This window comes from Quadrisphaera sp. GCM10027208 (assembly GCF_042658805.1).
Classification (GTDB): Bacteria; Actinomycetota; Actinomycetes; order Actinomycetales; family SCSIO-59966; genus SCSIO-59966.
The window spans coordinates 49,011-60,795 of the sequence record NZ_JBHSRC010000010.1 but is presented as its reverse complement, the minus strand read 5'-3'; the positions used below and the strand labels follow the sequence as shown (position 1 = coordinate 60,795).

The 11,785-nt window shown below is 70.5% G+C and carries 13 protein-coding genes; all 13 read left to right on the top strand.

The window, feature by feature from the left end; all coding sequences use genetic code 11:
* On the top strand, positions 1-227 hold a 227-nt coding region (locus ACFP6A_RS13820), incomplete at its 5' end, for a hypothetical protein (RefSeq protein WP_379604457.1).
* Between the two features lie 150 nt (positions 228-377).
* Entirely contained in the window at positions 378-605 is a 228-nt protein-coding gene (locus tag ACFP6A_RS13815; protein WP_379604459.1) for a type IV pilin protein, read from the top strand.
* Positions 599-790 carry a hypothetical protein gene (locus ACFP6A_RS13810; protein WP_379604455.1) on the top strand — a complete coding sequence of 64 codons (192 nt, stop codon included), beginning with the start codon at positions 599-601 and terminating at the stop codon, positions 788-790. Before ACFP6A_RS13815 ends, ACFP6A_RS13810 begins: the two co-directional genes overlap by 7 nt.
* Positions 784-2,583 (top strand): prepilin-type N-terminal cleavage/methylation domain-containing protein, encoded by a 1,800-nt coding sequence (locus ACFP6A_RS13805; RefSeq protein WP_379604453.1) that lies wholly within the window; start codon positions 784-786, stop codon positions 2,581-2,583. The genes ACFP6A_RS13810 and ACFP6A_RS13805 overlap by 7 nt, the downstream gene beginning before the upstream one ends.
* Positions 2,576-3,172, top strand: a complete 597-nt coding sequence (locus ACFP6A_RS13800) for a type II secretion system protein J (RefSeq protein WP_379604451.1) — start codon at positions 2,576-2,578, stop codon at positions 3,170-3,172. The genes ACFP6A_RS13805 and ACFP6A_RS13800 overlap by 8 nt, the downstream gene beginning before the upstream one ends.
* 11 nt (positions 3,173-3,183) lie before the next feature.
* Positions 3,184-4,638, top strand: a complete 1,455-nt coding sequence (locus ACFP6A_RS13795) for a hypothetical protein (RefSeq protein WP_379604449.1) — start codon at positions 3,184-3,186, stop codon at positions 4,636-4,638.
* A gap of 49 nt (positions 4,639-4,687) precedes the next feature.
* Positions 4,688-5,467, top strand: a complete 780-nt coding sequence (locus tag ACFP6A_RS13790) for a prepilin peptidase (RefSeq protein WP_379604447.1) — start codon at positions 4,688-4,690, stop codon at positions 5,465-5,467.
* Between the two features lie 131 nt (positions 5,468-5,598).
* The gene (gene pilM, locus ACFP6A_RS13785) at positions 5,599-6,651 is read left to right on the top strand and encodes a type IV pilus assembly protein PilM (protein WP_379604445.1); all 1,053 of its coding nucleotides are present in this window, start codon (positions 5,599-5,601) and stop codon (positions 6,649-6,651) included.
* Positions 6,648-7,355: a PilN domain-containing protein gene (locus ACFP6A_RS13780; RefSeq protein ID WP_379604443.1), complete on the top strand. Its 708-nt coding sequence runs from the start codon at positions 6,648-6,650 to the stop codon at positions 7,353-7,355. The genes pilM and ACFP6A_RS13780 overlap by 4 nt, the downstream gene beginning before the upstream one ends.
* Complete coding sequence (locus ACFP6A_RS13775) at positions 7,355-8,152, top strand: hypothetical protein (protein ID WP_379604441.1); 798 nt, start codon at positions 7,355-7,357, stop codon at positions 8,150-8,152. The genes ACFP6A_RS13780 and ACFP6A_RS13775 overlap by 1 nt, the downstream gene beginning before the upstream one ends.
* Before the next feature lie 22 nt (positions 8,153-8,174).
* Positions 8,175-9,188 carry a hypothetical protein gene (locus ACFP6A_RS13770; RefSeq protein WP_379604439.1) on the top strand — a complete coding sequence of 338 codons (1,014 nt, stop codon included), beginning with the start codon at positions 8,175-8,177 and terminating at the stop codon, positions 9,186-9,188.
* Positions 9,189-9,516: 328 nt separating this feature from the next.
* Positions 9,517-10,503, top strand: a complete 987-nt coding sequence (locus ACFP6A_RS13765; protein WP_379604437.1) for an LPXTG cell wall anchor domain-containing protein — start codon at positions 9,517-9,519, stop codon at positions 10,501-10,503.
* 71 nt (positions 10,504-10,574) lie between these two features.
* The gene (gene aroC / locus ACFP6A_RS13760; protein ID WP_379604435.1) at positions 10,575-11,780 is read left to right on the top strand and encodes a chorismate synthase; all 1,206 of its coding nucleotides are present in this window, start codon (positions 10,575-10,577) and stop codon (positions 11,778-11,780) included.
* The last annotated feature ends 5 nt before the right edge of the window (positions 11,781-11,785 follow it).

The window sequence follows — 11,785 nt, the reverse complement described above, 5'->3', positions numbered from 1 at the left end:
ACGTAGACGTCGCAATCCACATCCTCCCAGCTCAAGAGGGCATTCTCGCCCTACGCCACGCTCACACCGCCGAACCCGGTCGGTGGATCAGGGCTGAGGGCACGACGGTGATCGCGAGTTCCGACTCGTTCTGCGCCGAGGTCACCAGCTACGCCGACGCCGCACACGCCAACGCAGATACGACATGGGGCTTTAACCAGACCGGCCTCGTACAGGGTGGTTGCTGATCTGAGCCTTTGGGGCGGCCGCCGCTGTCGCGGCGGCCGCCCGCCGTCCGCATCTTCGTCGGCCACTGGATTGAAGTGTTCTGAACTTCTGCTCAAGAACGAGCCTTGGTCGGACGGGAACTGGTTGCAGGAGGAGGGACGCGATCGTTGGTGACTCGAGATCGTGGCTTCACTCTGGTTGAGCTGCTCGTCGTCATGATCGTCGTCGGCCTCCTCGCGGCCATCGCCATCCCCATCTTCCTGAACCAACGCGCCCGGGCACACGACGCAGCGACGAAGGCCGACGTGAGCACTGTGGGCAAAGAGATCGCCACCTACTTCGTCGACCGGACGGGGCTCTCGCTCTCGACGACACGACGATCCCCGGTGCGATGGTGATCTCCGACGGGGCCGGCTGGTCGACCCGGGAGGAGCTCACCAAGGGCCTGAGCCTGCCGTCCCTGCACGGCTCGGCAGGCCTGGACCAGCCGGCGCGTTGGTGTGTGGCGCTGGTCAACGCGGCGGGGGTCGTCCGGGAGTTCCGTTACTCGGCCCTGGCTGGACTGAAGGAGGGCACGTGCTGAGGATTCAGCGGCAGCTCAGGAGCCGGCTGACCGACTCAGACGAGGGGTTCACGCTCGTCGAGCTGGTGGTCTCCATGTTCGTCATCTCCGTCGTCCTGCTCGGCCTGATGGGCGTCCAGGTCCAGGCCCTTGAGGGCGTTGGCCTCGCCAAGCAACGGCAGCAGGCGACCGCGATCGCCAACCGCACGATGGAGCAGCTCCGCGCGCTTCCCTACGACACGGTGGCCGCTGGGCTCAATACCTCCGACCTCGCCGGCGATCCCAACATCTCGTCACTCAGTGGCGTGGACTCGTTCACCCCGACCTACGACAGCTCCATCTCCGAGGCGCTGCAGACCAGCACGACGCAGGCCACCGCACCCCTGTACCCGCACGTCTCCACGCAGACCCTCGGCAACGTGTCTTATCGCGTCCGTTCGTACGTCAGCCGGGTGGACCCCGCCGCGGACCTGGGGTACAACCTCACCGTCGTCGTTGACTGGGCCAGCGCGGTGACCGGTGGGCAGACCAAGGAGACTGCCATCCGGTCACGCACCTTCAGCCCCACCGGCTGCAGTTCTTCCTCCACCGGTACGCGGCCGTTCGCGGGCCCGTGCGAGGCGTTTTTCTACAGCGACGCGGGCTTTGCCTCCGGTGGGATCACCGTGGCGCCCTTGATTGCCGGCGACGAGCTCGTCCCCGGCAGCGGGGTCACCGGTCTCGAGGTCAACCTGCCCACCCTGTCGACCAGGACGCAGAACGAGCAGATCACGTCCTCCCAGTCCGTGGCGACGACGAGTGCGGCCAGCGCGTCGACTCCCCTCGGTGGCGGGAGCATCGGTGGCCAGTCCGCGACGTCGGCCGCGGACACCGACCCGGGCTCTGGGACGGGGAACTCGCCGGGCGCAGCGACCGTGCTGACGTACAGCGGTCCCACCTCCATGACGGAGGGCGGTTCCTCGGGCTCGTTCTCGGTCGCGGTGCCTTCTTCCGCCAACGGTTCGACGCTGAGCACGACCGCTTCGGCGACCAGCCCGGCCTGTTCCGACGATGCAGGTACCGTCGTCGTCAACAACCAGGCGTGTTCGTCGGCGAACGTCACTCCGGACGGCGGCTTCGAGGCGGAGATGGCTGTGACGGTAGGGGGCCGCGACCTCGGGCCTACGCGACTCGCCCGGGTGGAGTCTTCGACGACGCCGTCCACGTGGAGGGCCTTCGGGGCCCGGGCGCCGCTGCCGGTGGCCGGCCACTGTGCCAGCACCACCGACGGCGGGTGCGTCGTGGCGGGTGCTCGACGTGACTTCGGCGAGGTGACAGCCGGGTACCTGCCGTCCCTTGCCGCTGGGGACAGTGCACCGAGCGGGTTCACGTCCATGGTCACGGTCAGCGGGGCAGGCCACCGGGCCTCGGCCGAGTCGGGAATCAACCCGGCGGCCGGGAGTGCATCCCGTTCCGGCACCCTCGTCTACTGGACCGGCTCGGGCTACAGCACACCGGTGGACCTGTCCACCCTGTCGACCGCTCAGTCGATCTCGCTGGGCACGGCGACCGGCTCCTACGCCGCGGGCGGCTCGTCAGTCGTCGAGGTCGTCCTGTCCGGGCAGGTCGTCGTCGAGCCTCCGAGCGTCACCAACACCGGAAGCGCGCCCTGTAAGACGACGGCCTGCTCGACCGTCGCCTCGGCGGGGAGTGTCCGCGCCGTCGTCCAGTACGACATCTACGACGCCGGTGCCCTCGCGGCCAGCTTCATCGTCACGACTGACCTCGGAACCACCATCGCCCAGACCACGTACAAGGCGGCCCCCGATGCGTGAGCTGCGACGCCGCCTCCGACCACGTCCGCGGACTGACGATGGGCTCACCCTGGTCGAGCTGCTCGTCGTCATGATCATCTTCAGTGCCGTTCTGGCGATGACGTACTCCGTGCTCATCACCGTTCAGAAGCAGACGAGGGACACCACTTCCCGCGCCGAGGCCGTGGGTGAGGCTCGGCTGGCCCTTCAGCAGATTGACCGGCAGGTCCGGTCCGGAAACGTGTTGACCCCACTCGGCCTGCAGCTCCAGGTCTATACGCAGGCGAACGGCGTCCAGCGGTGCGTGGAGTGGGAGGTCGATACGACCACCAAGGAACTGCGCACCCGCTCCTGGTCGCCGACGTGGACAACCGATGGTCTGGTGAGCGGGTGGTCCGTCGTGGCCCGGGACGTGGTCAACACCTCGACGACCCCGCCCTTCAAGGTCCCGGCGGGTTCCTCGTTCGGGACGCGGCTGGTGGACATCGAACTGTTGGTCAAGTCTCCGACGGCTGGGGGAGACCCCATCGACGTGAGTAGCTCTCTGTCCGGACGCAACACCGCGTATGGCTACGACCCGAGCACCTGCACCCCCGCACCGCCAGCCTGAGAGGAATCCCGATGTCCATGCGCTGGAAGCGTCACGACGACGACGGCATGACGCTGTTGGTGGCGATCATGGTGATGGGAGTGACGATGGCTCTCGTCGCCACGGTCATTGGTGTCGCGATCACGACGGGTAACCAGTCTGGCCGCGACCGGCAGCGCACCGCTGCCATCAACGCTGCCGAGGCAGCCACGGACGCCAGCTACGCGGCAATCCAGAGCAGCGGGCTCAACCTTCCGTGCGAGTGGCCGGCCGGTGGGACCCCGGCAAGTGCCGGCGCCGCACCGGATGCGGTCACCAGCGTCTCAACGATCGAGTACTTCGCAGCGGATGGAACCCCCATGCCGTGCACCGGCGGTGTGCTCGTCACGACCCCCACGGCCTATCCGGCACAGGCGCGGATCGTGGGCGACGGCGAGACGAACCAGCTTGCTGGCGGCACGACGAACCTTCGGCGGATGGAAGCGCTCGCCAACGTCAGCCCTGTTTACGGAGACTCCCTCAACAAGGCGATCTTCGCGGACGGGACGCTTGTCTTTAAGAACCAGACGACCCTGACCGGTAGCAGCGGCCCGGACGCAGACGTGTACTCCAACGAGGGCTTCACCTGCGCCAACAACCAGAACTTCGCCGGTTCCATCTATGCTCAGGGGACGATCACGGTGCAAGGGAGCTGCACCGTGGCGGGTGACCTCTGGGCCGAGTCAGGTGTCTCCAACTCAGCTGGAGCGAACGGGACTGTGGGCGGTCGGGTCCTGACGGCCACCAATGACGTCAACCTCCCGGGCAACTTCGCCATCAACGGGACCGTTCTCGCCGGAGGAACGATCAACTGGAGTGGCTGCTCCGCCTCCCCAGGGAAGTGCGTCTCCGGAACCACGGTCGCTCCTCCCCCGGAGCTACCGTTCCCCGTCATCAACAGCGACCCGGCGACGTTGCAGGAGTGGGTGGACGCCGGGTACTCGATCGTCTCGCACTCCGACTGCGCCACGGTCAAGGACGAGATCAAGGACACCTATGCGAAGCAGCCAGGCAAGACCCTTGTCCTGACGGACTGCCGGGTTTCCTTCGCGAAGGACAAGGACATCCCGCTGTATGGCGACCTGGCGATCTTCGCCGATGGTGGGTTCTCGTCCTCTCAGCAAGTGAGCTTCGTGTCCAACGACGGCTCGCCCCGCATCCTGCACTGGATCGTCCCGGCGGACACCACCGCGTCACCGTGCGACATCACTACCGACAACCAGTTCAACTTCGCGACCGAGGTCAACATGCTGGTCTACACCCCGTGTGACATCTCGTTCAGCAACAACTCCGACCACCTCGGCCAGGTCATCGGGGGTGGTGACGTCACGATCAACAACCAGTTCGCGATGCAGTACCGAGAGGTTCCTGTCTGGGGTGTCGACCCCACCTCGTTGCCGCTGCTGCGCTACAAGATCGACATCGTGCACAAGCGGGAGATCCGGTGAGGAAGGAGTCGGCGCCCACCCGGTCTCTCATCCCCTAGCGTTCGCCGCCGTGCCCCTGCTCGTGGCCGCCTGTGTCGTCCTTGGCCTGCTCATCGGCTCCTTCCTCAACGTCGTCATCTGGCGCGTCCCGAGGGGGGAGTCGGTGGTCAGCCCGCCAAGCGCATGCCCGGCCTGTGGCAGGCCAATCCGCCCGCGCGACAACGTCCCGGTGTTGAGTTGGCTGCTGCTGCGCGGCCGGTGCCGGGACTGCGGCAGCCCGATCAGCGCCCGGTACCCCCTCGTCGAGGCGGGCACCGCGGCTCTGTTCGGCGCCACTGCCGCGTGGATCGGCTGGCAGTGGCACCTGCCCGCCTTCCTCTACCTGGCTGCCGCCGCGATCGCCCTGGCGCTCATCGACCTCGACGTGCAGCGGCTGCCCGACTCCATCGTCCTGCCGTCCTACTTCGTTGGCGGCGTCCTGCTCGCCGGCGCCAGCCTGCTCGACGGCAATCCTGACCAGATCCTGCGCGCCGCCATCGGCATGGCCGCCCTCTACGCCCTGTACTTCGTCCTCGCTCTCGTCTACCCCGGCGGGATGGGGTTCGGCGACGTCAAACTCGCCGGCGTCCTCGGGATGTACCTCGCCTGGCTCGGCTGGGCCGAACTCGTCGTCGGCGCCTTCCTTGCCTTCCTCCTCGGCGGCGTCGTCGGCGGCGCCCTCATGGCCGTCAACCGGGCCGGGCGCAAGACCCGCATCCCGTTCGGGCCGTTCATGCTGCTTGGGGCCTACCTCGGGATGGTCCTCGGCCGGCCCATCGCCGACTGGTACCTGAACCTCATCGGCCTGTGACCCGAGCCGTAGCCCGATCGGGTGTACGGCCGCTTCCCGCCGAACGACTCGGCGCGTTCTGCTCAAGACCGCCCGCCCGCCGCCCGACACCACATCCGACGGCCGGACCAGGCCAGGGAAGGGGAATCGACGTGGCAGCACGCACCGCCATCGGTCTCGACATCGGGACCTCGGGCGTCCGCGCCGCCGAGCTGTCGTTCGGCAAGCACGGCGTCACGCTCGAGAAGTTCGGCCAGGTCGCGGTGCACGAGGGCGCCGTCCGCGACGGCGAGGTGATCGACGGCCCCGCCGTCACCCACGCCATCAGGCAGCTGTGGCAGGCCACTCGGTTCAGCCACAAGCAGGTCGTCCTCGGCGTCGCCAACCAGCGGGTCATCGTCCGCCAGATCGACCTGCCGTGGATGCCGGCGTCCGACCTGCGCAAGGCCCTGCCGTTCCAGGTCCAGGACTTCCTGCCGATGCCGGCCGAGCAGGCCGTCCTCGACTTCCACCCGCTGGAGACCACGACCGACACCAGCGGCGGGCGCACCCAGCGCGGGCTGCTCGTCGCCGCCTCCCGCGAGACCGTGCTCGCCAACGTGCACGCCGCGGAGAAGGCCGGCCTCAAGGTGTCCATGGTCGACCTCACCTCCTTCGCCGTCCTGCGCGCCATCGGCAAGCGCACCGACCTCGACGTCCAGACCGAGGCCCTCGTCGACGTCGGCGCCCGGGTGACGAACATCGTCGTCCACTCCGGCGGCGTCCCCCGGTTCGTGCGCATCCTGCTCATGGGCGGGCAGGACATCACCGACGCCGTCGCCGAGCGGCTCGGCGTCCCCCAGCTCGAGGCCGAGGGCCTCAAGCAGGAACTCGGTCTGTACGGCTCCGGCACCGAGCTCACCAATGCCGCCCGCGCCGTGGAGAGCACCGCCTCGACCTTCGTCGACGAGATCCGCGGCTCCCTGGACTACTACCGCGCCTCCAACCCCGACTACCCCGTCGAGCGGGTCGTCGTCTCCGGCGGCGGGTCCCTGCTGCGCGGCCTGGTCGACCGGATCTCCACCGCCACCCGGCTGCCGGTCCAGGGGGGTAACCCCCTCGGCACGATGCGGATCGGCAAGACCGGCCTCGACGAGCAGCAGCTCGCCGTCGTCCAGCCCCTGGCCGCCGTGCCGGTGGGCCTCGCCCTGGGAGCCCACCGATGACCGCGCCCAGCAACGACGAGACCACCCAGGTCCTCGCCCCGCTGACCGAGACGAGTTACACCGTCCCGCGGGTCAACCTGCTCCCACCGGAGATCCTGGAGAACCGGCGCTTCGCCCGTACCCGGCGCCTGCTCGCCCTCGCCGTCGTCGGCACGGTGGCCGCCGTCGGCGGCCTGTACTACCTCGCCGTCGAGCGCGCCGACACCGCCGCCGCCGACCTCGCCGTCGTCCAGGCCGAGACCACCCGGCTCAAGGCCGAGGAGGCCAAGTACGCCGAGGTGCCCCGGGTCATCGCCCAGGTCGACGCCGCCGAGGCCGCCCGCGACCAGGCGCTGTCGACGAACGTCGCCTGGTACCGCTACCTCAACGACCTCGCCCTCACCTACCCCGAGACCGTCTGGCTGGACACGATGACCGCCTCGGTCGCGGCGTCCACCGACGGAACCGCGCCCGTCCCGGTCGCCGGCACCAACCCGCTGGCCACCCCGGGCATCGGGACCGTCACCTTCACCGGCAAGGCCCTCGAGCACTCGGACGTCGCCAGCTGGCTGGACGTGCTCGCCGGCACCGAGGGCTTCGCCGACGCGTACTTCAGCAACTCGACCCGGTCGCAGATCGACGGCACCGACGTCGTGACCTTCTCCTCCCAGGTGGTCGTCACCGGCGACGCGCTGTGGGACCGGTACGAGAGCGAGGCCCGCTGATGTTCGCCACGAGGACCCGCGTCTGGGTCGCCGGGACCGTCCTGCTCGCGGTGCTCATCTCCGTGGCCGGCTGGTTCCTGCTGATCTCGCCCAAGCGCGCCGAGGCCGCCGAGCTCGAGCAGCAGACCGAGGCCACCGAGTTGAGCAACCAGCAGCTCGAGGCCCGGATCGCCCAGCTCAAGGAGCAGTTCGCCGAGCTCCCGCAGTACCAGGCCGAGCTCGCGGCGATCCAGCAGGCGATGCCCGGGGACCCGGCGCTGCCGACGCTGGTGCGCACCCTGGACGACATGGCCGACCGGCACGAGGTCACGCTGATGAGCCTGGCGCCCGGGCAGCCGGCCGCCGTCCAGCAGCCGACGCCGACCGCGCCGGCCGAGCCGGCCGAGTCGGCTGAGGACGGCGCTGCCGAGGGTGAGGGTGCAGACGCGGACGCCGCTGGGGACGCCGCGGCCGAGGACGCCGACCCGGCTGCTGCCGACCCGGCCGCGCCGGCCGACCCCGCCGCCACCGCGACGCCCGTTGGCGCCGGGATGGTGCTGGTCTCTGTGCCGGTCACCCTCACCACGGTCGGCGACTTCTTCGCCTCGGAGATGTTCCTCAAGGACCTGCAGGCAGAGATGACCCGCGCGTTCCTCGTCCAGAACCTGTCGATCACCACCGAGCCGGGCGGCGAGGCCAGCGGCGGCAAGCCGGCCACGGAGAACGGTGACATCACGACGACGATCAGCGGCAGCGTGTTCGTGCTGAAGACCGCCGACGCCGCGCCCGCCGCCCCCGCCACGACGACCACCCCCTGAGTCCGGGGAACGGAGCGAACTGATGAGCAGCAACACCTTCGGGACGCCGAACCCGTTCGGGTCGCCCCGCTCGGCGCCGGCAGCGGCGCCGGTCGAGGAGGAGGGCGGCAAGCGGACCAAGGTCCTCGCCCTCGCCGGTGGCGGCCTGGCCGCCGTCGTCCTGGCCGCCGGCGTCGCGCTGGTGCTGACCGGTGGCTCGGACGACGAGGCCGACCTGGCCGTCACCGCGCCGACGCCGTCCGCGTCGCCGACCGAGGCCGTCGAGGCCCCGGCCCCGCTGCCGACGTCCGCGGAGTTCGCCGGGCGCAACCCGTTCAAGGCGCGGATCGTCGAGGGCTCCGGTGGGACTGGCGCGGCTGCGGCGTCGACCGACCCGGCTCCGGCTCCGGTGAGCCCGACGGACCCGGCGCCGTCCGGCTCCGGCGACCCCACGACGTCCGAGACGGACCCGTGGACCGAGCTGCCGCCCGAGATGTACCCCGGACTCGACCCCGAGCTGATCGGCGTCCCGGGCCCGGCTGGCCCTGCCGGACCTGCCGGACCCGCGGGACCCACCGGCCCGGCTGGCGAGACGATCATCCCGTTCGTCTCGATCACCTACCTGGGGGCCGGCACCGCCGACGACCCGGCCGACCTGCCCTCCAGCTGGGACCCGATCGGGTTCGACGAGACGCCGTGGGTGGAGGAGGTCACCGAGGACTCCGGCGTGACGACGTCCGCGGAACCGACCGACCCTGCTACGGACCCGGTCGACCCGGAGGAGACCGTCTACGGCTACTTCGTCGTCGACATCGGGATGCCGGACGAGTACGAGGTCGAGGTGCCGGTCGGCTCCACCTTCCACAGCGCGCCGCCGCTGTCGTGGCTGCAGCTCATGGAGGTCCAGCCGGACGTCGAGGGTGAGCTGACCCGGGCGAAGGTGCGCCTCGGGGCCCAGCCGTTCACCCTGACCCAGGACCGGCCGCGGGTGATCTACCAGCCGCTGGAGTCGGTGCTGGAGAACTTCCTGCTCGGACTCGGGGTGCAGCCGGAGTAGGACGCAGGACGCCCCGCTGCAGAGCGGGACGGACCGGGGAGGGGCCCGGGGACGCGCTGCGAGCGTTCCCGGGCCTCGGCTCTGCGTCGACGGTCACTCTGCGTCGTGGTCCTTTGTGCTTCTGGTGACTTCTGCTGGTCCATCTGGGTCAAACGGGTGCTCGGTGATAACTGCGGGTAGCGGTTGTCGTCGGCATGTGCTGTGCTGTGCGCGGACAGTCATCTAGCTGGGACGCGATGAAGCCGTCGGTGGCGAGCGGTCACCCTCCCTCCGGGGACCCCGACGGTGGAGCCAGTGGTGAGACCGGCCCCCTTACGTAGGGGAGACCATGACGACACGGACAGTCAGCAAGGCGGCGCTGCTGCGCACGGCCGTGCTGCTCGTGACCGCGCTGGCGCTCGTGTTCTGGGCCGCGATGCCGGCGCTCGCGAACGGCAACGGCAACGGCAAGGACGGCGCGCCGGGGCAGGAGAAGAAGGCCGCCGAGGTGAGCGCGCCGGCGAAGGCCGGTGGGCAGTCAGCGGCGGCGGAGAAGTCCTCGAAGCCGGCGACGGAAGACAAGCCGGCCAGCCAGGGCGGCAAGGCGAAGGTCGTCTCCGGCGAGAGCGGCCAGCCTCAGCCGAAGTCGAACGCCGACATGAACAAGGGCGGCGCCAACAACGGCGGTGACTGCGGCGCCTACTGCTCGACACGGGACGGCACGCTCTCCGGTAACGGCCAGGGCAAGAACGGCATCGAGGCCGGGTCGAAGGGCCGCGCTGACAACAAGAACCCGAAGGGCCAGCGCCCGAACGCTGCGAGCGACGGCAACAACGGCTACGAGTGCGACGGTAACAACGGCATCGCCAAGGGCAACCCCGCTCACACCGGGTGCACGGCATCGGAGCAGCCGGACAGTCCTGAGAACCCGGACAGCCCTGAGAACCCGGACAGCCCCGAGAACCCGGACAGCCCCGAGAACCCGGACAGCCCCGAGAACCCGGACAGCCCCGAGAACCCGGACAGCCCCGAGAACCCGGACAGCCCCAGTGAGGACAGCGACGAACCGCTCGTCGACGTCAGTCCGGTGGTCATCGAGGGCCCAGGCACCCCGCCCTCCGGCAGCGCCAGCCCCTCCACCCCGACCGAGACTGAGGCTTCCGCCGACGTCGCCGTCCTCGGGACGAAGTTCCCGGCAGCTGCTGCATCGGCAGGCCTCGACGGATCCCTGCCGTACACCGGAGCGTCCGGTGTCCAGGCGCTGCTGGCCGCTGGCCTGCTGCTCGTCCTGACCGGCGGGACCTTCATGGCGGTCCGCCGGCGGCGCACCGCCTAAGCGCACGCTGCACCGCACTGCGGGGACGGCCACTCCGGTGACCGTCCCCGCAGTCGTGGGAGCATCGCCCCATGCTTCGTTGGCTCACCGCCGGGGAGTCCCACGGCCCGGCGCTCGTCGGCGTCCTCGAGGGCCTGCCCGCCGGCGTCCGGATCACCACTGACGACGTCCAGGCCGCCTTGGCCCGGCGCCGGCTCGGCTACGGCCGCGGCGCCCGGATGACGTTCGAGCAGGACGCCGTCCGGATCCTCGGCGGCGTCCGGCACGGGCGCACCCTCGGCGGCCCGGTCGCCATCGAGGTCGCCAACACCGAGTGGCCCAAGTGGGAGACGGTGATGTCCGCCGACCCGGTGCCCGACGACGTCCTGGCCGGGCAGGCCCGCAACGCCCCGCTGACCCGGCCCCGCCCCGGCCACGCCGACCTCGTGGGGATGCAGAAGTACGGCTTCGACGACGCCCGCCCCGTGCTTGAGCGCGCCAGCGCCCGGGAGACCGCCGCCCGCGTCGCGCTCGGCGCCGTCGCCGCCGCCTTCCTGCGGGACGCGCTCGGGGCCGGCCTGGTCAGCCACACCGTCGCCATCGGTCCGGTCGGCGCCCCGGACGACGTCGAGCTGCCCACCCCGGACGACGTCGCGGCCCTCGACGCCGACCCGGTGCGGTGTCACGACAGCGAGACGAGCGCCGCGATGGTCGCCGAGATCGACGCCTGCCGGCGCGCCGGGGACACCCTCGGCGGCGTCGTCGAGGTGCTCGCCTACGGCGTACCGCCCGGCCTGGGCAGCCACGTCCACTGGGACCGGCGGCTTGACTCGCGGCTCGCCGGGGCGCTCATGGGCGTGCAGGCCATCAAGGGCGTCGAGATCGGCGACGGGTTCCGGACGGCGGGGCGGCGCGGGTCGGCCGCCCACGACGAGATCGAGCACGGGCCGGACGGGGCGCTGCGCCGGCGCACCGGGCGAGCCGGCGGCCTCGAGGGCGGCATGACCACTGGGGGAGTGCTGCGCGTGCGGGCGGCGATGAAGCCGATCTCCACCGTGCCGCGAGCGCTGGACACCGTCGACGTCGCCACCGGCGAGCCGGCCGTTGCCATCAACCAGCGCTCCGACGTCTGCGCGGTGCCCGCCGCGGGCGTCGTCGCCGAGGCGATGGTCGCGCTCGTCCTGGCCGACGCCGCACTGGAGAAGCTCGGCGGTGACTCCGTGGCCGAGGTCCGGCGCAACCTCGAGGGCTACCTCGCCGCGATCCCCGAGCTGATGAGGTCCGGCGGCGTAGGGTAGCCGCC